The sequence below is a fragment of the Streptomyces bikiniensis genome (assembly GCF_000716625.1).
Lineage (GTDB): Bacteria > Actinomycetota > Actinomycetes > Streptomycetales > Streptomycetaceae > Streptomyces > Streptomyces bikiniensis.
The window spans coordinates 47,894-70,203 of the sequence record NZ_JNXJ01000018.1; the positions used below are offsets into that span (position 1 = coordinate 47,894).

Consider the following 22,310-nt stretch of genomic DNA (forward strand, 5'->3'; position numbering starts at 1 on the left):
CGACGGGCGCGCCGTTCCAGGGCCGGCGTACGGCCGTGGTCCGGCGCCCCCGTCACCATGCCCCGTTCAGTACTCCCCGTACGCCCGCGCCATCGCCCTCAGCACCGCCGACCGCCCCCGCCGCGGCACCGTCCACAGCGTCTGCCCCCGCAGGCCCCAGCGCCGCAGATGCGCGTCGGCGGCCAGGAAGCCCGTCGTGGCGGCCCGCTCCATCAGGGCCACCGGGAGATCGGTGCGGACCAGGTCACCGGCGACGGTGACGGTGGGGTCCGGGGTGTCGACGGCGGGCCGGTCCGCGTGGCTCCCGACGGCGAAGAGCGGGCAGTCCTGCCGCCATTCGTCGCGCCGGTCGACGATCCGCGCGGCCGCCGTCTCCGGGTACACGCGGTGCAGCCGCTCGACCAGCTCCCGCGCGACCGGTTCCGGACCCGCCGCCGCGTCCGCCGCGTAGGCGTGGAGCTCGACCACGGAGCCGCCGGTCTTCCCGGCCCAGCGGGCGGCCTCGCCCTCCCACCGGTCGAGGACGCTGATGTTGTCCAGCGGGCCGTGGCCTCCGGTCCCGAGGAAGCCGGGCCGGCCCGGGGCGACGGGACGGTCCAGCCAGAGCCGGGTCACCAGGAACGGCGGGGCCGTGCGCAGGGCGGCGACCCGGGTGCGCCAGGCCTCGTCGCACAGCGTGGGCGAGGCCGCCGCGACGGATCGGAGCCCGGCGGTGTCGAGCGCCAGGACGAGCGCGTCGAACCGCTCCGTACCGCTCGGGCCGTGCACCAGGTGGCCCCCGCCCGACGCGCTCTCGACCCCGGCGACGGGGGCGCCGGCGCGGATGTCGACGCCGTGGCCCTCCAGATAGCGGGCCAGGGGCTCCCAGAGGGCCTGCGGATAGGGCTCGTCGGGCACGTCGAAGAGCAGCCCCTCGGAGGAGCCCAGGAAGTAGATGTGGAACATCAGGGCGAGTTCGGCCGCCGACAGCTCCCCGGGGTCGGCGAAGAAGCTGCGGGAGAAGACCTCGAAGGCGAGGTGCCGGGCCTTCTCCGGGAAGCGGATCCGGTCGAGCAGTTCCCGGGCGCTCATGCCGTCGTACCGGTCGTGGACGCCGGGCAGGCGCACGTCCAGGAGCGGCAGCGCCGCCCGGGGGTTCATCCGGGCCAGGTCCCGCACGCCGAAGCTGGGGCTGAGCGCGGCGAAGCCCAGGGCGCTCCACGGCGGTGTACGGGGGACGCGCGCGAAACTGTCGTACAGGCCCGAGCCGTGCAGCAGGGGGTAGTCGGGCAGCGGCCGCAGCCGCTCCAGGCCCGGATCGACCCGCCTCAGCAGCCCGCGCAGGTTGTAGTACTGCCGGAAGAAGGCGTGGAAGCCGCGGCTCATCGTCGCGGCCGAGCCGTCCGCCAGCTCCACGGGCCAGCCGGCGAGCCGCCCGCCGAGCGACGCCTCGCGCTCGTACAGGGTGACGCGTACCCCGCGCTCCGCGAGGAGGGTCGCGGCGGCGATGCCCGCGATCCCGCCCCCGACGACGGCGCAGCGCGGCCCGTCCCGGTCCGCCCGGTCCCGCCCGGGGTGCGCGGGCAGGACGACCGCCCGGCGGTCGCGGCCGCGGCGCGGGGCCGGGGCCCGCTCGGAGGCCCGTCCCGGGAAGCTCCTTGGTACGGGGGGAAGTTCAGAGCCGTTCATCGGGGGCCTCCAGGTGCGGTCCCGGGCGGGCGCGCCGGGGGAGTAGGGGGACTTCGGCCGCCGTGCGGAGCATGGCGGGGACGGGCGTGCGCAGCCCGATGGAGAACTCCTCGGCCGGGCCGGTGGCACCGTCCAGGAAGCGGAGCAGCCGCTCGCAGGGGACGCGGGCGAAGAGGCCGGCGAAGAAGGCCGGGCCGTCGATCCGGCCCGTGTCGAGGCCCCGCAGCAGGACGGAGTCCATGGCCAGCGCCCGGGAGGAGTACGCGGGCGGGGGCACCGGGCGCCGGCCCCGGTGCACGGCGTCCGCGACGGCCCGGGCCTGCCGCTGGATCGCCGCGAAGGCGTATCCGGTGGAGGGCCGGACGGCCCCGCCCGCCGCCCCGATCCGGAAGACGTGCCGCCCGGCCCTGCGGGGGTGGCGCCCGTCGCTCATCGGGATGACGCCCTGCTCGGTGCCGAGCACCCGGAAGGGCCCGAGCCGCAGCACGTCCCGGGTGTACCGGTCCAGGGCCCGGTCGTAGGCGGCGGTCGTCAGCGGGGCCCGGTCGAACTCGGTGTACTCGACGAGGGCCTCGTACGGGCTGACCGGGAGGACGTACCCGAAGGAGAGGCCGTGCGCGGGCTGGGGCGTGCGGAAGTCCATCAGCTCGACGGCGTCCGGCGCGAACACCGGCCGCCCGGTCCGTACGAACCAGCCCCGGAAGTGCTGGAGCAGCACGGTCCGGGCGGGCGGCGCGACGGCGGGCGGCCGGGAGTCGAAGACCCAGCGGGCCGGGAGCCGCGAGACGGTCCCCCCGGCCGTGCGGCAGACCACGACGGCGCCGTCCGGCCCGTCGGCGACCTCCTCCACGACGGCCTCGACCCGGCGCAGCGCGGAGAGCCGCGGCCGCAGGCCCCGCTCGAAGTCCCCGGAGCGCAGCATCTTGTACCGCAGGCCGCCCAGGGACCGCACGGGGCCGGACCCGTCGGGCCCCCGCACCCGCAGCCCGCCCCAGCTCGCGGTCAGGAGGGAGTCGTACGCGCCCGGCCCGGCCTCCCAGAAGCACCAGGTCCGCTCCGGGGGCCGCAACGGCCCCGGCGGAGCCTCCACGAGGGTGACGCGGGGGACGGGGACGCCGTCCGGGGGCGAGAGCAGCCGCCACGCGAGGGACAGCCCGGCCGCGCCGCCCCCGACGACGACCACCTCGGCGCCGGTGTCCATGGACGCCCGTCACCTCCCTCACCTCGCCTCGGAAGCGTTCCCGGTGGATGTACCCGGGAACGCGGGGCGACGCGCGGCCCCGTGCTGCATTCGGCCCATCCGGGGGCCGCGGATGCAGCGGATACGGGGGAGTGCGGGGAGTACGGGGGAGGGGTGCCGGGAGGGTCAGACGGCCGCCGCCGCCACCCGCTCGGCCGCCCGGGCCGCCCCGTCGTAGCGGGCGAGCAGCAGCCGGGCCAGCTCGGGAGAGGGGCCCAGGACGTCCGCCAGGACGTCCGCCTCCGCCGCGCCCGCGGCGATCCGGTCCGGGAGGCGGCCCGGCGCGATCACGTACGGGGCGACCGCCACCCGCCGGACGCCCGGCTCGGCGCGCAGGGCCCGTACGGCGTCCTCCGTGGGCGGAAGGGATGCGGAGGCGAACGCGGGCCGCACGGAGCACCAACCGGTGCGCCGCAGCTCCCGCGCCGTTTCTGCGATCACCGCGATCGCCTCCGGGTCGGTGGAGCCCGCCGAGGCCAGGACGACCCCGGTCGCGCTCTTGTCGCCGGGCGCGAGCCCGGCCTCGTACAGCCGCCGTTCCACCGCCGCGATCAGCAGCGACGACGGGCCCAGGACCTCCGCCTGCCGGATCCGCAGCGGGGCGGGGGCCTGCCGCAGGACGGCCGGCACGTCCGCCTTCGCGTGGAAGGCCCGGGTCAGGAGCAGCGGCAGCGCCACCACGTCCCGTACCCCCTCGGCGGCGAGCCGGTCCAGGACCCCCGTCACCGACGGCAGGTTGAAGTCCAGGAACGCCGTCTCCACGCGCAGCCCCGGCCGCAGCGCACCGGCCCGGCGCACCAGCGCCTGGACGGTGGCCGCGTGCCGCGGGTCGCGGCTGCCGTGGGCGATCACGAGGAGGACAGGGAGGTGGTTCACGGGAGTCCAGAGCTCACTTCACCAGCAGGCCGCGGCTGCGGAGCACCCACCGCTCCAGCGGGCTGAAGATCAGCAGGTCGATCGCGATGCCGACGATCAGGATCAGCAGGATCGCCAGGAACACGCCGGGCAGGTCGATGTTGTTGCGGCCGTTCTCCAGGAGCTGGCCCAGGCCGAGGCCCAGGTCCGGCGAGGAGGCGATGATCTCCGCGGCCATCAGCGAGCGCCAGGAGAACGCCCAGCCCTGCTTCAGGCCCGCCAGGTAGCCGGGCAGCGCGGCCGGCAGGACCACGTGCCAGGTGCCCTTGAGGCCGGTGGCGCCCATGGTGCGGCCGGCCCGCAGGAACAGCGGCGGGACCTGGTCCACGCCGGACACCAGGCCGTTGGCGATGGACGGGACGGCACCGAGCAGGATGACGGTGTACATCATCGCGTCGTTCAGGCCGAACCAGAGCACGGCCGGCGGCACCCACGCCACCGAGGGCAGCGACTGCAGACCGGACAGGATCGGGCCGATCGCGGCGCGCACGAACTTCACCCGGGCCACCAGCAGGCCCAGCGGGGTGCCGATGGCCAGGGCCAGCAGGAAGCCCGCCAGGCCCCGGGACACGCTGGTCCAGATGACCTCCAGGAGGGTGCCCTGGAGCCACATGTCGGCCAGACCGTCCCACACCGCGGACGGCGCGGGCAGCTTGGTCTCCTCGGTGACCTTCGCCGAGACGAGGACCTGCCAGACGACGAGGACCAGGGTGACGGCGAGGGTCGGCGGGAGGACCTTCTTGACGAGGACCTCGCGGACCGGGGCGCGGCGGATCTCGACCGCGTCCAGGGCGTCGAGCCCGGCCTCCAGGCCGGCGAGGTCGTCCGCCTTGGCCTTCGGGGCGGTGTCAGTGCTGGCCATGGCGGCGGATCTCCCCACGCAGGTGTTCAGTGATCTCGACGGACAGCTCGGCCACGTCCGCGTCCTCGATGCGGCGCGGCTGCGGGATGTCCACGGTCCACTCCTTGGCCACCCGGCCGGGCCGGGAGGAGAGCAGGACCACGCGCTGGGCGAGGCGCACGGCCTCGCGCACGTTGTGGGTGACGAAGAGGACGGACAGGTTCGTCTCCTCCCAGATGCGGGTGAGCTCGCCGTGCAGCACGTCCCGCGTGATGGCGTCCAGGGCCGCGAACGGCTCGTCCATCAGGAGCAGCTGGCTGTCCTGGGCGAGCGCCCGGGCGAGGGCCACCCGCTGCCGCATGCCGCCGGACAGCTCGTGCACCCGCTTGCCGTACGCGCCGCCGAGCCGGACCAGTTCGAGCAGCCGCTCGGCCTCCGGCCTGCGCTCCGCCCGGGGCACCCCGCGCAGCCGCAGGGCGAGTTCGATGTTCTTGCCCGCGGTCAGCCACGGGAAGAGGGCGTGCTCCTGGAACATCAGGGCCGGCCGGCCGCCCGGGGTCGCGATGGACCCCTGGGTCGGCCGGTCGAGCCCCGCGACCAGGTTGAGCAGGGTGGACTTGCCGCACCCCGAGGCCCCCAGGATGGTGACGAACTCGCCGGGCGCGACGTCGAGACTGACGTCGTCCAGGACGAGCTGGGTACCGGCCGGGCCGGGGAAGGACTTCGAGACGTGCTCGATCCGGGCGGCGTGCGTCTGCTCCGCCGCGATGCCCTCGGCCGCCTTGGCGAGCGTGGTGGCCATGGTCGTCACCTCCTGGGGTTCGTGGATTCGCCGGCGCGGGTTACTTGGCGCCGAGGCCGGCGTCGGAGACCTCGGGCTTGCCGGCGGCCTTCAGCACCTTGTTGAGGAGCGTCAGGTCGTAGATGCCGGCCAGGTCGGGCTGCTTGATGAGCCCGGCCTTGACGGCCCACTCGGACTGGGTCTTCAGCGTCGAGGCCAGCGGGTCGTCGGTGATCGCGATGCTGGGCCACGCCGGGTCGATGACCTTGGCGTCCAGGGCCTTGCCGCTGAGGCTCTTCAGGGCCGCGTTGGCGGACTCCTTCGCCTTCTCCGGGTTGGCGTTGATCCACTCGTTGGTCTTCACCGTCCCCTTGAGAACGGCCTCGACCACGTCCGGGTGCTCCGAGAGGAACTTCTGCGACACGATGACGTTCGTGATCACGAACTTCTTGTCGGGCCACAGGGCGGTCTCGTCCAGGAGGACGGAACCGCCCTGGGAGACCAGCTTGGACGCGGTCGGCTCGGGGACCCACGCGCCGTCGATCGAGCCGGACTTGAAGGCGTCCGGGGTGACCTTGTTGTCCGTGCGGACAACCGAGACGTCGCCCTTGCCGGACTCCGGGTCGACCTTCCAGCCCTTCTCGGAGATCCAGTTGAGGAGCGCGACGTCCTGCGTGTTGCCCTTCTGCGGGGTGGCGATCCTCTTGCCCTTGAGGTCGTCCAGGGTCTTGATCCTGTCCGGGTTCACGACCAGCTTCACGCCGCCGGAGGCGGAGCCGGAGACGATCCGCAGGTTCTTGCCCTTGGACTTGACGTACGCGTTGATGGAGGGCGAGGGGCCGATGAAGCCGATGTCGAGGGAGCCGCCGTTGAGCGCCTCGATCTCCGACGGGCCCGCGTTGAAGGTCTGGGGCTTCAGCACCGTGCCGCCCAGCTCCTTCTGGATCAGACCGTCCTGGACGCCGATCAGCGCGGTGGCGTGCGTCAGGTTCGGGAAGTAGCCGATCCGCACCTCGGAGGCGGAGAGCTTCTTCGCGTCGGCCGCGACGGGCGCCTTCTTGTCGGCGGACTCGTCCTTCGTGGCCTGCGAGCCGTAGCCGCAGGAGGCGAGCGCGCCGATCAGCAGGGGCAGGGCTGCGGCGGCGACGACGCCGCTGCGCAGCGGCTTACGGGTGGTGCGGGAGTTTCCGGTGGCAGACACGCGGGGCTTTCCTCTCGGCACGTGGTCTCATGACGCACGTCTTCGGCGGTGGAGCGGAGGCGGGTACGGCTCGTGGGGGGTGTGGGCGCGCATGCGGTGCGCGTACGTCATCGCGCACATCGCGCCACCCCTCCCTGGCCGCTGCCGAGAGTGCCGCTGCCGACGCGGCCCCCCTCCTTCGCGAAGGTCGAGTAGACGTCGGGGAGCATGTCTAGAAGTCCCATCCGTCCTCGTCCTCGGCCGCCGCGACGGCCTTGGCGGTGGCGAAGGACTCGCCCGCCATGCCGGCCGCGAGCGTGGTGCCGTCCGCCGGGTCGATCAGCAGGAACGAACCGGTGCGGCGGGAGTCCGCGTACGCGTCGAGCGCCAGCGGCTCGGCGGTGCGGACCACGACCCGGCCGATGTCGTTGGCGACCAGCTGCCCGGGGGCCGGGTGCTGGGAAAGGTCGTCCAGGGTCAGCCGCGAGGGGATGTCCTTGACGATCGCCTTGACCGTGCGGGTGGTGTGCTTGAGCAGGACCCGCTGGCCGACCGCGAGCGGCCGGTCCGCCACGTGGCAGACGGTCGCCTCGACGTCCTGGCTGGTGGCCGGGGCGTCACCGGTCGGGGCGAGCAGGTCGCCGCGCGAGATGTCGATGTCGTCCGCGAGCCGGATCGTCACCGACTGCGGCGCCCACGCGATGTCGACGGCCTCGCCGAGCGCGTCGATCGCCGTGATCGTGGAGGTCTTCCCGGACGGCAGTACGGTGACCTCCTCGCCGACCCGGAAGGCGCCGGCGGCGATCTGCCCGGCGTAGCCCCGGTAGTCGGGGTGCTCGGCGGTCTGCGGCCGGATCACGTACTGCACGGGGAACCGGGCGTGGCAGGCCGTCAGGTCGTGGCTGACCGGGACCGTCTCCAGGTGCTCCAGGACGGTGGGGCCGCCGTACCAGTCCATGTTCGCGGACGGCTCCACGACGTTGTCGCCGGCGAGCGCCGAGATCGGGATCGCCGTGATCTCCGGGACGCCCAGCTCCTTGGCGTACGTGGTGAACTCCTCGGCGATGGCGGCGAAGACGGGCTCCGCGTAGTCGACGAGGTCCATCTTGTTCACGGCCAGGACCACGTGCGGGACGCGGAGCAGGGCGGCGACGGCGGCGTGCCGGCGGGTCTGCTCCACGACGCCGTTGCGCGCGTCGACCAGGACCACGGCCAGCTCGGCGGTGGAGGCGCCGGTGACCATGTTCCGGGTGTACTGCACGTGCCCGGGGGTGTCGGCGAGGATGAACCGGCGCCGGGGCGTGGCGAAGTAGCGGTAGGCCACGTCGATCGTGATGCCCTGCTCCCGCTCGGCCCGCAGGCCGTCGGTGAGCAGCGCCAGGTCGGGCGCCTCCTGGCCGCGGGAGCGCGAGGCGTGCTCCACGGCCTCCAGCTGGTCCGCGAGGACCGACTTGGAGTCGTGCAGGAGCCGGCCCACCAGGGTGGACTTGCCGTCGTCGACGGAACCGGCGGTCGCGAAGCGCAGCAGGGTGGTGGCCGCCGTCAGGTCGGCCGGCTGCTCGGTGGACGTGCTCATCAGAAGTATCCTTCGCGCTTGCGGTCTTCCATCGCGGCCTCGGACAGCTTGTCGTCGGCCCGGGTGGCGCCCCGCTCGGTGAGCCGGGAGGCGGCGATCTCCGCGATCACCGCGTCGAGCGTGGTGGCGTCGGAGTCGACGGCGCCGGTGCAGGACATGTCGCCGACGGTCCGGTAGCGGATCAGCCGGGTCTCGACCGGCTCGGTCTCCTTCGGGCCGCCCCACTCGCCCGCCGTCAGCCACATGCCGTTGCGGGCGAACACCTCGCGCTCGTGCGCGAAGTAGATCTCCGGCAGCTCGATCCCCTCGCGCTGGATGTACTGCCAGACGTCCAGCTCGGTCCAGTTGGACAGCGGGAAGACGCGGACGTGCTCGCCGGGGGCGTGCCGGCCGTTGTAGAGCTGCCACAGCTCGGGGCGCTGGCGGCGCGGGTCCCACTGCGAGAACTCGTCGCGCAGGGAGAAGACGCGCTCCTTGGCGCGGGCCTTCTCCTCGTCGCGCCGCCCGCCGCCGAAGACGGCGTCGAACCGGTGCTCCTGGATGGCCTCGGTCAGCGGCACGGTCTGCAGCGGGTTGCGGGTGCCGTCGGGGCGCTCGCGGAGCTTCCCGGCGTCGATGTACTCCTGCACGGAGGCCACGTGCAGCCGCAGGCCGTGCTCGGCGACCGTGCGGTCGCGGTACTCGATGACCTCGGGGAAGTTGTGCCCGGTGTCGACGTGGAGCAGCGCGAACGGCACCGGAGCCGGCGCGAACGCCTTCAGCGCCAGGTGCAGCATGACGATGGAGTCCTTGCCGCCGGAGAACAGGATCACCGGCCGCTCGAACTCGCCCGCCACCTCGCGGAAGATGTGCACCGCCTCGGACTCCAGGGAGTCCAGGTGCGACAGCGCGAACGAGCCGTCGGTCGTGTCGTGGACGTGGGCGACAGTGGTCACAGCAGACCCTTCTCGGTGAGCAGCGCGTGGAGCTGCGCCGCGGACTCCTGCACGGTCTGGTTCTGGGACTCGATCCGCAGGTCGGGCGCCTCGGGGGCCTCGTACGGGTCGTCGACCCCGGTGAGGCCGCTGATCTCGCCCGCCGCCTGCTTGGCGTACAGGCCCTTCACGTCGCGGACGGAGCAGACCTCGACGGGGGTGGCCACGTGCACCTCGACGAAGGCGGTGCCCTCGGCGTGGTGGCGCTTGCGGACGGCCTCGCGGCTGTCGGCGTACGGGGCGATGACCGGGACCAGGACCTTCACGCCGTGCGAGGCGAGCAGTTCGGCGACGAAGCCGATCCGCTGCACGTTGGTGTGCCGGTCCTCGCGGGTGAAGCCGAGGCCCGCCGAGAGGAACTCGCGGATCTCGTCGCCGTCGAGGACCTCGACGCGGTGGCCCTCGTCGCGCAGCCGTCCGGCCAGCTCGTACGCGATCGTCGTCTTGCCGGCGCTCGGCAGGCCGGTGAGCCAGATGGTGGCACCGGTCACGTGGTTCTCCCGGGAGGTCTGTGAAGGGGGGCGGGGGGTCGTGGTCATCAGCCGTGCAGCCCGCACTCGGTCTTGGCGCGGCCCGCCCAGCGTCCGGCGCGGGCGTCCTCGCCCTCCAGGACCCGGCGGGTGCAGGGGGCGCAGCCGACGGAGGCGTACCCGTCCATCAGGAGCGGGTTGGTGAGGACGCCGTGCTCCGCCACGTACGCGTCGACGTCGTCCTGGGTCCAGCGGGCGATGGGCGAGACCTTGACCTTGCCGCGCTTCTCGTCCCAGCCGACGACCGGGGTGTTCGCCCGGGTCGGGGACTCGTCGCGGCGCAGGCCGGTGGCCCACGCGCGGTACGGGGTCAGGCCCTCTTCGAGCGGGGCGACCTTGCGCAGCGCGCAGCACCGGTCGGGGTCGCGGTCGTACAGCTTCGGACCGTACTCGGCGTCCTGCTCGGCCACGGTCCGGCGCGGCGTCAGGGTGATCACGTTGACGTCCATGACGGCGTCCACGGCGTCGCGGGTGCCGATGGTCTCCTCGAAGTGGTAGCCCGTGTCGAGGAAGACGACGTCCACGCCGGGGCGGACCCGGGAGGCGAGGTGGGCGACGACCGCGTCCTCCATGGAGGAGGTGACGCAGAAGCGCTCGCCGAAGGCGTCGACGGCCCAGCGGAGGATCTCCGTCGCGGGGGCGTCCTCCAGCTCGCGGCCGGCCCGTTCGGCGAGTGCCTTGAGGTCGGCCGCGGTGGCGTCCTGAGCGATCGTCATATCTCTTCCCTTCCAGAAGGGTCGCCCGAAGTCGCCGGGGCCAGCAGCCCCAGGAACTTCAACTGGAAGGCCCGGCTGCACGCGGCGCATTCCCAGGCGCCGTGACCCCGCTCGTTGGGACGCAGGTCCTCGTCGCCGCAGTAGGGGCAGAAGAACGGTGCGGCACGCTCGCTCACGACAGCGCCTCCTCGGAGGCCCGCGCCGCCCAGGTCGCGAAGCGCTCGCCAGTTTCGCGCTCCGCCTGGAAGCGCTTGAGGACCCGCTCCACGTAGTCGGGGAGCTCGGCCGCGGTGACCTTGAGACCGCGTACCTTGCGGCCGAAACCGGCCTCCAGACCGAGCGCGCCGCCCAGGTGCACCTGGTAGCCCTCGACGCGGTTGCCCTCGTCGTCCAGGACCAGCTGGCCCTTGAGGCCGATGTCCGCGACCTGGATGCGGGCGCAGGCGTTCGGGCAGCCGTTGATGTTGATGGTCAGCGGCTCGTCGAACTCCGGGATCCGGCGCTCCAGTTCGTCGATGAGCGAGGAGCCGCGGCCCTTCGTCTCGACGATCGCCAGCTTGCAGAACTCGATGCCGGTGCAGGCCATCGTGCCGCGCCGGAAGGGCGAGGGGGTGACCCGCAGGTCGAGCGCCTCCAGGGCGGCGACCAGCGAGTCGACCTGCGCCTCCTCGATGTCGAGGACGAGCATCTTCTGCTCGGCGGTGGTGCGGACCCGGCCGGAGCCGTGCGCCTCGGCGACCTCGGCGATCTTCGTCAGGGTGGCGCCGTCGACGCGGCCGACGCGGGGCGCGAAGCCGACGTAGAAGCGGCCGTCCTTCTGCCGGTGCACGCCGACGTGGTCGCGCCAGCGGCCCGCGGGCTGCTCGGGGGCCGGGCCGTCCGTCAGCTTCCGCTTGAGGTACTCGTCCTCCAGGACCCGGCGGAACTTCTCCGGGCCCCAGTCGGCGACGAGGAACTTCAGGCGGGCGCGGTTGCGCAGCCGGCGGTAGCCGTAGTCGCGGAAGATCGAGATGACGCCCTCGTACACGTCGGGCACCTCGTCGAGGGAGACCCAGGTGCCGAGGCGGACGCCGAGCTTGGGGTTGGTGGAGAGGCCGCCGCCGACCCACACGTCGAAGCCGGGGCCGTGCTCCGGGTGGCGCACGCCGACGAAGGCGATGTCGTTGATCTCGTGCGCCACGTCGAGCAGCGGCGAGCCGGAGACCGCCGACTTGAACTTGCGGGGCAGGTTGGAGAAGTCCTTGTTGCCGACGATCCGCCGCTGGATCTCGTCGATGGCGGGGGTGCCGTCGATGATCTCGTCGGCGGCGATGCCGGCGACGGGGGAGCCGAGGATGACGCGCGGGGTGTCGCCGCAGGCCTCGGTGGTGGACAGGCCGACCGCCTCCAGGCGGTTCCAGATCTCGGGGACGTCCTCGATGCGGATCCAGTGGTACTGGACGTTCTGCCGGTCCGTGATGTCGGCGGTGCCCCGGGCGAACTCCTCGGAGATCTCGCCGACGACCCGCAGCTGCTCGGTGGTCAGCCGGCCGCCGTCGATGCGGACCCGGAGCATGAAGTACTCGTCGTCCAGCTCCTCCGGCTCCAGGACGCCGGTCTTGGTGCCGTCCAGGCCCTGCTTGCGCTGGGTGTAGAGGCCCCACCAGCGCATGCGCCCGCGCAGGTCGTTGGGGTCGATGGAGTCGAACCCGCGCTTCGAGTAGACCGTCTCAATGCGTGTCCGCACATTGAGACCGTCGTCGTCCTTCTTGAACTGCTCATTGCCGTTGAGGGGGGTGAAGTGCCCCACGGCCCACTGACCCTCGCCACGGTGACGCCCGACCTTGCGGCGGGCGGCGGCGGGGGTGGGGTTTTCCGGGGTGGCGGCCATGGCGTTTCGTCCTTCGGGACTGCGAGAGGGCGGCTCTGACCTGCACACTCGCGCTCGGGTCAGAGGGTGGCGCGGCAGTGCGCAGCAGGGTGGGGCAGAGTCGGGTGGAAAGGGTGATCGCGGCGGTGCTGGTTCTCTCAGCGCGCCGGACAGATGGCGCTGGACATGCGGCCGAGGTCGACGTGCCGCCGACTCACCAAGGCAATTCCAGTTCCAGGCATGGCGGAAGCGTGTCACGGGACTTTGGAACCAGTCCAGCATCGTCCAGGATATGGACATTGTCGTCTCGGACAGCGAGACAATGTGTTCTGGGTCACGAACGGGGGGCCGGGAGGGGCCTCGCGTGTCCCCTCCTCCCGGACCCCCTCCGCCGACCGGCCTCGGGCGGCCGGCCTCAGGCGTGCGCGCCGGGCCACGGGCCGGGCGTCTCGGTCTCCTCGACCTGTTCCACCTTGGTGTCGAACAGCCGGAAGCCGCGCCGCTCGTAGTTGGCCATGGCGTGCGGGCCGTCGAGCGAGCAGGTGTGCAGCCAGACGCGGCTCGTGGCCTCCCGCCCGGGCCAGCGGTCGGCCAGGTCCCAGGCGCGGGCCGTCGCGTACGACAGGAGGTGTCCGCCGATCCGGCGCCCCCGGAAGGCCGGGATCAGGCCGAAGTAGACGATCTCCACGACGCCGTCGGCCTGGGCCTCCAGCTCCACGTATCCGGCCGGCGTCCCCTTCTCGTACGCCACCCAGATCTCGGAGCCCGGCTTCTCCACGATCTCCTGCCACTGCTTGTACGTCAGGGACAGGCGGTCGGACCAGCGGATGTCGCCGCCGACGGCGGTGTAGAGGAAGCGGCTGAACTCCGCCGACGGCACCTCGGCGCGCCGGATCGCCACGTCGCCGCCCTCCGGCGGGGCGGCGGGGCGCAGGTCGGACGGGGAGGTCTGTTCGAGGGACCAGGTGGTGAGAGTGATGCTCATGGGGCCATCGCATCATGCGGAGCGCGGGATTCCCAGGGCGGCCCCGGGGGAGGGGGAGGCCCGGGGGAGACGATTGTCCGCATGGTGGACAGGGAGGGGTGCCGCACGGGACGGGGCCCGTGACACCGGAGGCCGGGGACCCGGCCCGTACCGCCGGCCGCGCGGGCTGTCCCACCGCCCCGGCCCGTACCGCCGGCTGTCCCGTCACCCCGGCCCGTACCGCGGGCTGTCCCGTCACCCCGGCCCGTACCGCGGGCTGTCCCGTCACCCCGGCCCGTACCGCCGGCTACCCCGTCACCCCGGCCCGTACCGCCGGTGCCGTCGAGTGCGGCAGCAGGTCCGCGGGCGACTCCGGGCGCAGGACCTCCACCACCACCTCCTCGCGGAAGCGGTACGGGCGGTGCGCCAGGACCCCCGCCAGGGTCCGGCGCACCCGGGACATCTCGGCCCGCACGGTCACCGTCCTCGTGCGGTCCCCGAACACGTCCTCCGCCAGCTCCGCCGCCGTCCGCCCGTCCCGGTGCAGCGCCAGGACGTAGAGGAGCTCGGCGTGCCGGGGGCTGAGCTCCTGCTGCCAGCCGCCCGCGGGGCCCGAGACGGACACCGTCCAGCGGCGCGGCCGGCTCAGGTCGAGGACCACCCGCTGCGGGGCCTCCGCGCCCGCCTCCCCGGTCCCGGCCTCCTCCTCGACCCGCAGCAGCCAGCCGCCCGGCAGCGGCTCCACCGCGCAGGTCCCCAGCGACGGCAGCCAGACCCGGCCGGCGCGGAAGGACCTGGGCAGCGGGACCCGGTCCACCGGCGCGAGCCCGGTCACCGCCGCCGTCCAGCCGTACGCGTCCACCGCGACGGCCCGGCCGCCCACCCGGCACAGGATCGGCGCGGCGACCGCCCGCAGCCGCTCGACCGACCGGCGGTGCCGCTCCCGCATCTCGGCCTCGGCGAGCTGTGCCACCGAGTCGACCAGGGCCAGCATCGCCGGGTGGAGGGTGGACGCGGGGCCGCTCACGTCGAGGATGCCCAGGAGCCGCCGGTCGCGCGGGTCGCGTACGGGCGCGGCGGCACAGGTCCAGTTGTGCAGGGTGTGCAGGTAGTGCTCGGCGGAGTGGACCTGCACCGCCCGGCCCAGGGCGAGCGCCGTGCCGACCGCGTTGGTGCCGGTCGTGCGCTCCGTCCAGGCCGCGCCCTCCTCCAGGCAGATGCCGTTCGCCCGCCGCAGCACCCCGGAGTTCCCCTGGCGCCACAGCACCCGGCCGTGCTCGTCGGTGACGACCATGATCTGGAGGGAGGCGTCGGCGATGTCGGCGAGACCGCCGGTCAGCGTCTGCATGACCTCGGCCAGGAGCGTGGTCCTGCGCCGCTCCTCCAGCTCGTCGCGGTGGAGCAGCACGGTGCTCGTGCCCTGGTCGGGGTCGAGACCGAGCCGGACCATCCGCCGCCAGGACGCGTCGATGACCGGACGGGGCGCGATCGGCGGCGTCCGGCCCGCCAGCGTCTCCTCGCGCACCCGGTGCAGCAGCCTGGTGGCCCGGGCGGTGTCCATGGCGGCCAGCCGCCCCATGTCGAGCTGCGTGTTCTTCATCGGTCTCTCCCAGCCACCCGGGGTGCTGTATCGGTTCTGCACGGGGCAGACGACCGGAGTTCCGCGCGAGGGCGGACGTCCGGAGCGCCGATGCCCATCGTGCCGCCCGGGAGCGTCCGGCGAGGCCCGGTTCGGGTAATCCTGCAACCCTTTGCAACTCTCGCCCTCGCCCGCCCTCCTGGGCGAGCCTTGGACGAGCGGCGGGTGGTGCCGTGTCGGCGCAGCACCACCCCCGCTTTTCCGCGTGTACGGGTGCAGGGGCACGCCCGCACCCGCCCGACACCTGCCCACGTACACGTACACGTACGGGTACAGGCACAGCCGGGCGCGACGCCTACACCTCCACCCGCGCCCGCTCCACCACCGCCCCCAGGTCCAGGGTGTGCGGCAGCGTGCCGAAGGCCGCGCCGCCGTCGCCGCCGAGCCGCGCCGCGCAGAACGCGTCCGCGACCTCCGGCGGGGCCCACCGCACGAGCAGCGCCCCCTGGAGCACCAGGGCCATCCGCTCCACGAGCCGCCGCGCCCGCGCCTCGATCCCGTTCAGGTCGGCCAGTTCGGCGAGCAGGTCCCGCACCGCCCGGTCGAAGCGGTGGTCCGCGCCCCGCGCCGCCCCGACCTCCCGCAGGAACGCGTCGAGCGAGAGCGGCTCGGTCCGCAGCACCCGCACCACGTCCAGGGCCTGGACGTTCCCGGAGCCCTCCCAGACCGAGTTGAGCGGGGACTCCCGCAGCAGCCGGGGCATCCCGGACTCCTCCACGTACCCGTTGCCGCCCAGGCACTCCAGGGCCTCGGTCACCACCGGCGTACACCGCTTGGTCACCCAGTACTTCGCCACCGGCACCGCGATCCGCAGCAGCGCCCGCTCCCGGTCGGCGTCCGCCCCGCCGTCCTCGGCCGCGTCGTACGCCGCCGCGAGCCGCATCCCCAGGACCGTCGCCGCCTCCGACTCCAGGGCGAGGTCCGCGAGCACGTTCCGCATCAGCGGCTTCTCGGCCAGCGGCCCGCCGAACGCGCTCCGGTACGAGCAGTGGTGGACGGCCTGCGCCACCGCCTGCCGCATCAGCGCCGCCGAGCCGAGCACGCAGTCGAGCCGGGTCGCCGCCACCATGCCCATGATGGAGCGGATGCCACGCCCCTCCTCGCCGATCCGGCGCGCCCACGTCGTCCCGTCGAACTCGACCTCGGCCGAGGCGTTCGAACGGTTGCCCAGCTTGTCCTTCAGGCGCTGGATCGCGAAGGCGTTGCGCGAGCCGTCCGGGAGCACCCGTGGCAGCAGGAAGCACGTCAGGCCCGCCGGGGCCTGCGCCAGGACCAGGAAGGCGTCCGACATGGGCGCCGAGCAGAACCACTTGTGCCCGGTCAGGACGTACTCGCCCGCCGCCGCCAGCGGACGCGCCCCGGTCGTGTTCGCCCGGACGTCGCTGCCGCCCTGCTTCTCCGTCATCGCCATCCCGAGCAGGGCGCCCGGCTTCTCCGCGACGGGCAGCAGCGCCCGCTCGTACACGTGCGAGCGGGCCGCCGGCTCCCAGACCCCGGCGAGCTCCGGCTCGATCCGCAGCGCGGGCACGGCGGCGTGCGTCATCGACAGGGGGCAGCCGTGCCCCGCCTCCGCCTGCGTCGCCACCAGGAACCCGGCGGCCCGCCGCACGTGCCCGCCCGGCCGGTCCCACGCGTCCGTCAGACCGGCCGATACGGAACGCCCCAGGAGCCGGTGCCAGGCGGGGTGGAAGTGGACCTCGTCCACCCGGTGGCCGTAGCGGTCGTGGGTCCGCAGCCGGGGCGGGTTCTCGTTCGCCTGCTCGCCCCACTCCCGCACCTGCTCCGAGCCCGTCGCCCGGCCGAGCAGCGCCAGCGACTCCCGGGCCTCCTCCAGGAGCCCCGGATCGAGGTGCCGCTCGACCGCCTCGACCAGGGCACGATCGCCCGTGAAGACGTCGTACCCCACCAGGGGAGGGGGCTGATTGGTCACTGTGTGGGTGGTCCGCGCCATACGGATACGGTAAGCAGGTGCAGGCAGCAAGAGAAACACCCGAACGGCCAGAGCGGCGGCCCTGGAGCAGGCTCCACCGCGCCCGCGTCCTCTACCGCAACGTCTCGAAGCGGAAGATGGTCTGGCTGCTCCTCAAGGACACCGTCAACTCGTGCATCGAGTACCGGATCCTCGGTCTCGCCGCCGAAGCGGCGTTCTTCACCCTGCTGTCCCTGCCGCCCCTGCTCCTCGGCCTGATCGCCCTCCTGGGCTACGCCGACGACTGGACGAACACCGACACCGTCACCAGCATCCAGGAGAACATCCTCCGCGCCGCCGGGACGGTCCTCTCCGACCGGGGCGTCGAGGAGATCGCGAAACCGGTCCTGGACGACGTCACCCGGGGCAAACGGCCCGACCTGATCTCCCTGGGCTTCGCCATCGCCCTCTGGTCCGGTTCGCGCGCGGTGAACGTCTTCATCGACACCATCACCGTCATGTACGGCCTCGACGGCCACCGCGGCATCGTGAAGACCAGACTCCTGGCCTTCCTCCTCTACCTGGTGGCCCTGGTCATCGGCGCCGTCGTCCTGCCGCTCGCCGTCGTGGGCCCCGACCGGGTCGTCGAACTGATCCCCTGGGGAACGGAGGTCGTCTCCGTCCTGTACTGGCCGGCCGTCATCCTCCTCTCCATCGCCTTCCTCACCACGCTCTACCACGTGTCCGTGCCCGTCAGGTCGCCGTGGATCGAGGACATCCCCGGCGCCCTCGTCGCGCTCGCCATGTGGGCCCTCGGCAGCTTCCTGCTGCGGATCTACCTCACCAGCCAGGTCGAGGGCCCCACCATCTACGGCTCCCTCGCCGCCCCCATCGCCGTCCTCCTCTGGATCGGCGTCTCCGCCTTCGCCGTCCTCGTCGGCGCCGCCGTCAACGCCGCCATCGACCGCGTCTGGCCCTCCGTCGCCACCGCCGCGGCCCGCGAGGCCAACGAACGCGCCCGCGCCGTCCAGGCGGCGGAACTCGTCGCCCGCGTCCGCGCCGAGGCCGACGAGGTCGACGAGGACGACCCGGACATGCCCTCCGAGTTCCCCGAACGCTGGTCGAGGTTCCTCCCCCCGGACGACGTGAAGTCCCGCCTCCACTCGGGCTGGGAGAAGGACTGACTGAGGGGAGGCCACGAGGAATGTACGAGGAGCGCCCGGCCCTCCTCACGGGAGCCGCCCTGTGGACCGCCGGGACCGAACTGAGTGCGGCTCTGTGCCGAGCACGTCGAGCCGCGGGCCGGGTCCGTCCCGTTCTTCCCGTCGGTGCTACGACGTTGATCACCCTCCACCGTGAAGACGAGGTCGGATTCGATCTCGAAGTCGGCCGTCCGAAGCGGTTGGGGCACAAGCCCTTCCACTCGTCCGCACCGCCTTCGTGCCGTCCGGTCGGTTGCGGTCGATCACGGCACCCGTCGCTCCCACGTTTCACGCCCCGGCCCTGAGAGTGGTCCCGCGGTCGGCAGGTGGGGCGTCGGTGAGACCGCTCGTTTAATTCAGTGGTGCCGTATGGGAAGGCGGGTTGTGGTTCTGGCCGTTCGTTCCCAGAGGACGGCAACAGGTCTGTCGAGAAGTCGAGAAGAAGCCGGAGGTGAGGACATTGATGACTGTCACGGTGACGGGCTCTGCCCGCATTCAGGAGTTCATCGTTCCCACCCCTGTGGCCTCCGGCTGACACCCACTCGATCCGCGCGCTCGGAGCGCGCCGCCGGGGCCGCCCTTCGAAGGGTTCCCCTTGTCTTTCCCGCTTTCCTCCCGCACCTCCGACTCCTCCCTCCTCGTCGCCCACGGCTGGGACGAGGGCTGGGCCACCGCCTTCGAGCCGTACGCCGCGCAGGGGCTCGTCCCCGGGCGGGTCGTCCGGGTCGACCGGGGGCAGTGCGACGTCGCCACCGCCGCCGGGACCGTCCGGGCCGACACGGCGTTCGTGACCCCGCACGACCCGCTCCGGGTCGTGTGCACCGGGGACTGGGCCGCCGTCGACCCCGAGGGCGCCGGCGATCCCCTGTACGTGCGGGCGTGCCTGCCGCGCCGTACCGCCTTCGCGCGTTCCACGTCCTCCAAGCGGTCCGAGGGGCAGATCCTCGCCGCCAACGTCGACCACGCCGTCATCGCCGTCTCGCTCGCCGTCGAACTCGACCTCGGCCGGATCGAACGCTTCCTCGCCCTCGCCTGGGAGAGCGCGAGTAATACGCAACAGTGTTCACCTGCACAGATGTAGTTCGGAGCGGCCAGATCCGTTCTCTCAACGGCACAGGAGCCTCGTATGTTGCGGGACTTCAGCCCGTCACCCGATCAGTGATTCCTAATGTCGCCTGTCAAGCCGAGAGGGTCGTCAGTGGCGCGAGCTCGTAGCACCGTCCGTCGCGGAGGAGGGCCCAGAGGACGTTGACCCGGCGGCGGGCGAGGGCGAGGACGGCTTGGGTGTGGTGCTTGCCCTCAGCTTGTTTGCGATCGTAGAACCGGCGTGACTTGTTGCTCCGTCGGATGCTGAACAGCGCGGAGGTGTAGAGGACGCGCTGAAGCCTTCGATTGTAGCGTTGCGGCCGTCGCAGGTTGCCGCTGATCATTCCGGAGCCACGCGGGACCGGCGCGATGCCGCCGAAACCGACAAGACGGTCGGCGGTCCCGAAGATGGACATGTCGCCACCGGTGGCGGCCAGAAACTCGGCACCGAGGATGATGCCGAGGCCAGGCATGCTGGTAATCACCTCGAAGTGCCGGTGGCCGCGAAACCGGGCCTCAATGAGCTTGTCGACCTTGGCGATCTGTTCGTTGAGGGCCGACACCTCCTTGGCCAGGGTGTGCACCATCTGCGCGGCCAGCTTCTCGCCGGGCAGACTGGTGTGCTGGCGTTCGGCCGCTTCGACCGTGGTCTCGGCGAGCTGGTTCGCGCGGAGAACCTTGCGGTTGCGCAGCCAAGTCTCCAGGCGTCTGGCGCCGAGCCGGCGGATCGCTGCGGGGGTCTGGTAGCCGGTCAGCAGGGTCAGCGGACCCTTGTTGGTGAGGTCCAGGGCCCGTTCCAGGCCGGGGAAGATCCCGGTCAGCTGGGCCCGGAGCCGGTTGACGGTGTGGGTGCGGTCGGCGACCAGGTTCATGCGCCGACTGGTGAGGGTCTTGAGGTCGGTGACGGTTTCATCGTTGGGGTGCAAGGGGTGCAGATCGCGGCGGATGCGGGTCTGGTCGGCGATAATGGCGGCGTCCTTGGCGTCGGTCTTGCCTTCGCCGCGGTAGCTCTCGGAGGCGCGGTGGATGGCGCGGCCGGAGATGTAGTGCACCAGCTGGACGTGGTTGAGGAGGATGCCTATGACCAGGGCGGCTCCGCCGTCGGCCAGGTCGATTCCCCAAGTTACCTTGTCACCCAGGGCCATGACATCGGTGGTGAGCTCGAGAAGTTCGGGCTCGTCATTGGCGATGCGCCGCGACAGCAGCCGGCGGCCACTCTCATCGACCGCGACGCAGTGGTGGTGGGTCTTGCCTGCGTCGATGCCGGCCCAGATCGCGGCCGTCATGCCTCCGTGCGGTGGGGTGTGCTGGGTGCCTCCTGACGGACGACCTCGCTGTCGATTTCCTACGGAGCGATCATTCGCAATTCCTAATTGGCAGCCGAGTCGTCGTGGGGCGCCGGGCAGCCAATCACTGGAAGCCACAAGCGGCAGAGCTTTTTGAACCACACCCGGCACTCCTGGATGGGAGAACCATACGAAGGATTCGCCCTGCCCCGGTGTATAACATAGGGAGCCTTTTCCAAGCTGGCTGTGCTGAACGCTAGTTGGACAGCCCTGCGTAACGATGGAGCTCCTGTTAGACGGGTTCTCGACCAAGATTACCCGTGTCCGCCAGGAGCTTCGCGTGCTTGTCTACCCGTCCTCGATTGATCTGTCCAGCCGCACCTTGCGGTTCCTGACCGGACAACTGAAGGCCAGGCGGCATGACATTGGGAAGCGGTGGCTACACCTTCCGCCTGCGACAGGCCCTGTTCGCCCTGGCCCACCTGCGGTGCGGTGACACCTACGTCCAACTGGCCGCCGGGTTCGGCATCGGGATCGCGACCGTCTACCGCTACATATGTGAAGCCGTCGAGGCCCTGGCCATCCTCGCCCCGCCCCTGGCCGAGGCGATGCGGACGATCCGGGAGAAGGCGTTCGTCATCCTCGGCGGCGCCCTGCCGCCGATCGACCGGATCGCCGCCGACACCCCCTACTACTCCGGGAAACACAAACGCCACGGCATGAACGTGCAGGTCCTCACCGATCCGTTCGGACGGCTGCTCTAGGCTTTGTCGGCTCTACCCGGCTCGACTCACGACCTGACCGCCGCGCGATACCACGGGATCATCGAAGCCCTCACCGAAGTAGGACTCAGATGCTGGGCGGACAAGGCGTATCAAGGCGCCGGCGGACCCGCCCGCGTACCGTTCCGAGGTCGCCGGCTCAAGTGGTGGAAGCGCCGCCACAACACTACCCACGCCAAGATCCGTTGTCTCGGCGAGCAGGTCATGGCCACCCTCAAGGGCTGGCGCCTCCTGCGGAAGCTCCGCTGCAGCACTAACCGAATCACCGACGTGGTGAAGGCCGTCCTCGTCCTACACCACGCATCAACGTGAGGTTGGAAAACGCTCACGGAACCAACAGAGCCCACGGCTGTCGGCAGTGTCGAGTGGAATCAACACCGCCAGCGACCGAGGGCTCTGCCACGTCACCACCCTAGCTGGCCAGGCCTTATATCCTTTCAGAGGCGAGACGGAAAAGGTTCCTTTTCGGTCCCCTGAGGGAGAATCACCAGGCAGCCGTCAAGGATGACTGCGTTGGAGACTAATTCCTACTTCTGTCGAACTAGCCATTCGATACCAGTCGGCGAGTTGAGGGAAGCGATCGATTCTCTCGAACTGGCACCCACGGTAATCGAAAATGAATCCGGAGTCCACTTGCTAGGCCCCGCATCCGCGACCATTCCGTCTGCGATATAGAAGGCCCATCCGGGAGAAGGCCACATCGAATCCGTAAATGAAACCTTTCGAAAATTCGAGAGGACTTCATTCGCGGCTTCGGCGGAAGCGTTTGATGACCACTGCGTGAATGGAGCATACTCGACCGCTTCGCTGAATGAGTGCCAAAGAAGCATCTCACTCCAATCCGCATTAAGTCGCCGCCACGGCTCGTCATCCTTCGCTTCAAAGATGAAGGATGGCTCGGTCAAGTCGAAAGACCATGCCCATCCGCCCTGATCCATTAGGAAGATGAACTTTCCTTCTTCTTCCAAAATCTCGGAAGGAGGGATTAGCCGCTTCACTCCCTCGACCGGAATTTCCCACCGAGAGGTGATTTCATACCACTTTTTCAGCCCGGCCGGGATCCAGTCAAACTCAGGGCCGATTTCCTTCGCGCTCGACTTGGCCGGACCGAACCACGACGATAGGAACGAATCCATCTCGATTTCCGCCGGACTCAAAGCATCCGCTTCCAT

19 protein-coding genes and 2 pseudogenes are annotated in these 22,310 nt (G+C 71.6%); 3 read left to right on the plus strand and 18 right to left on the minus strand.

What is annotated here, in order from left to right; translation table 11 throughout:
- Positions 1-66: 66 nt before the first annotated feature.
- The 16 genes from OO47_RS16455 to OO47_RS16520 form a co-directional block, all read right to left on the minus strand.
- On the minus strand, positions 67-1,668 hold the full coding sequence (locus OO47_RS16455; protein ID WP_033209272.1) for an FAD-dependent oxidoreductase: 1,602 nt from the start codon (positions 1,666-1,668) through the stop codon (positions 67-69).
- Complete coding sequence (locus OO47_RS16460; protein WP_030211812.1) at positions 1,655-2,869, minus strand: lycopene cyclase family protein; 1,215 nt, start codon at positions 2,867-2,869, stop codon at positions 1,655-1,657. Before OO47_RS16460 ends, OO47_RS16455 begins: the two co-directional genes overlap by 14 nt.
- 165 nt (positions 2,870-3,034) lie before the next feature.
- A complete protein-coding gene (locus OO47_RS16465; protein WP_030211815.1) occupies positions 3,035-3,784 on the minus strand; it encodes a sirohydrochlorin chelatase in 750 nt (249 codons plus the stop codon).
- A gap of 13 nt (positions 3,785-3,797) precedes the next feature.
- The gene (locus OO47_RS16470) at positions 3,798-4,685 is read right to left on the minus strand and encodes an ABC transporter permease (protein ID WP_030211818.1); all 888 of its coding nucleotides are present in this window, start codon (positions 4,683-4,685) and stop codon (positions 3,798-3,800) included.
- A complete protein-coding gene (locus tag OO47_RS16475) occupies positions 4,672-5,466 on the minus strand; it encodes an ABC transporter ATP-binding protein (protein ID WP_030211821.1) in 795 nt (264 codons plus the stop codon). Before OO47_RS16475 ends, OO47_RS16470 begins: the two co-directional genes overlap by 14 nt.
- 40 nt (positions 5,467-5,506) lie before the next feature.
- Positions 5,507-6,646: an aliphatic sulfonate ABC transporter substrate-binding protein gene (locus OO47_RS16480; RefSeq protein ID WP_051715822.1), complete on the minus strand. Its 1,140-nt coding sequence runs from the start codon at positions 6,644-6,646 to the stop codon at positions 5,507-5,509.
- A gap of 211 nt (positions 6,647-6,857) precedes the next feature.
- A complete protein-coding gene (locus OO47_RS16485; RefSeq protein ID WP_030211833.1) occupies positions 6,858-8,201 on the minus strand; it encodes a sulfate adenylyltransferase subunit 1 in 1,344 nt (447 codons plus the stop codon).
- Positions 8,201-9,136, minus strand: coding sequence for a sulfate adenylyltransferase subunit CysD (gene cysD / locus OO47_RS16490; protein ID WP_030211835.1), 936 nt, complete (start codon positions 9,134-9,136; stop codon positions 8,201-8,203). The genes OO47_RS16485 and cysD overlap by 1 nt, the downstream gene beginning before the upstream one ends.
- A complete protein-coding gene (gene cysC / locus OO47_RS16495; RefSeq protein ID WP_051715825.1) occupies positions 9,133-9,714 on the minus strand; it encodes an adenylyl-sulfate kinase in 582 nt (193 codons plus the stop codon). Before cysC ends, cysD begins: the two co-directional genes overlap by 4 nt.
- Positions 9,714-10,421, minus strand: a complete 708-nt coding sequence (locus OO47_RS16500) for a phosphoadenylyl-sulfate reductase (RefSeq protein WP_030211841.1) — start codon at positions 10,419-10,421, stop codon at positions 9,714-9,716. Before OO47_RS16500 ends, cysC begins: the two co-directional genes overlap by 1 nt.
- Positions 10,418-10,597 carry a hypothetical protein gene (locus tag OO47_RS35055; RefSeq protein ID WP_030211844.1) on the minus strand — a complete coding sequence of 60 codons (180 nt, stop codon included), beginning with the start codon at positions 10,595-10,597 and terminating at the stop codon, positions 10,418-10,420. Before OO47_RS35055 ends, OO47_RS16500 begins: the two co-directional genes overlap by 4 nt.
- Positions 10,594-12,291, minus strand: coding sequence for a nitrite/sulfite reductase (locus OO47_RS16505; protein WP_030211847.1), 1,698 nt, complete (start codon positions 12,289-12,291; stop codon positions 10,594-10,596). Before OO47_RS16505 ends, OO47_RS35055 begins: the two co-directional genes overlap by 4 nt.
- A 137-nt stretch (positions 12,292-12,428) precedes the next feature.
- The gene (locus tag OO47_RS38595) at positions 12,429-12,512 is read right to left on the minus strand and encodes a putative leader peptide (RefSeq protein ID WP_310887545.1); all 84 of its coding nucleotides are present in this window, start codon (positions 12,510-12,512) and stop codon (positions 12,429-12,431) included.
- A gap of 173 nt (positions 12,513-12,685) precedes the next feature.
- The gene (locus tag OO47_RS16510) at positions 12,686-13,255 is read right to left on the minus strand and encodes a GNAT family N-acetyltransferase (protein WP_030211850.1); all 570 of its coding nucleotides are present in this window, start codon (positions 13,253-13,255) and stop codon (positions 12,686-12,688) included.
- Between the two features lie 286 nt (positions 13,256-13,541).
- Positions 13,542-14,834 (minus strand): helix-turn-helix domain-containing protein, encoded by a 1,293-nt coding sequence (locus tag OO47_RS16515; RefSeq protein WP_030211854.1) that lies wholly within the window; start codon positions 14,832-14,834, stop codon positions 13,542-13,544.
- A 334-nt stretch (positions 14,835-15,168) separates the two neighbouring features.
- A complete protein-coding gene (locus OO47_RS16520) occupies positions 15,169-16,824 on the minus strand; it encodes an acyl-CoA dehydrogenase family protein (RefSeq protein ID WP_030211856.1) in 1,656 nt (551 codons plus the stop codon).
- 17 nt (positions 16,825-16,841) lie between these two features.
- Here OO47_RS16520 and OO47_RS16525 point away from each other — a divergent pair, with 17 nt between their 5' ends.
- A complete protein-coding gene (locus OO47_RS16525; protein ID WP_078489686.1) occupies positions 16,842-17,966 on the plus strand; it encodes a YihY/virulence factor BrkB family protein in 1,125 nt (374 codons plus the stop codon).
- Between the two features lie 613 nt (positions 17,967-18,579).
- Positions 18,580-19,032, plus strand: a pseudogene (gene rsgA, locus OO47_RS16530) (GTPase RsgA); the annotation flags it as partial.
- A gap of 130 nt (positions 19,033-19,162) precedes the next feature.
- Here the strand turns inward: rsgA and OO47_RS16535 are convergent.
- A complete protein-coding gene (locus OO47_RS16535) occupies positions 19,163-20,356 on the minus strand; it encodes an IS110 family RNA-guided transposase (RefSeq protein ID WP_030211864.1) in 1,194 nt (397 codons plus the stop codon).
- Positions 20,357-20,696: 340 nt separating this feature from the next.
- Here OO47_RS16535 and OO47_RS35060 point away from each other — a divergent pair.
- Positions 20,697-21,450: pseudogene (locus OO47_RS35060) on the plus strand (transposase family protein).
- Positions 21,451-21,665: 215 nt separating this feature from the next.
- Here OO47_RS35060 and OO47_RS36875 read toward each other — a convergent pair.
- Positions 21,666-22,310, minus strand: a complete 645-nt coding sequence (locus OO47_RS36875) for a hypothetical protein (RefSeq protein WP_158708663.1) — start codon at positions 22,308-22,310, stop codon at positions 21,666-21,668.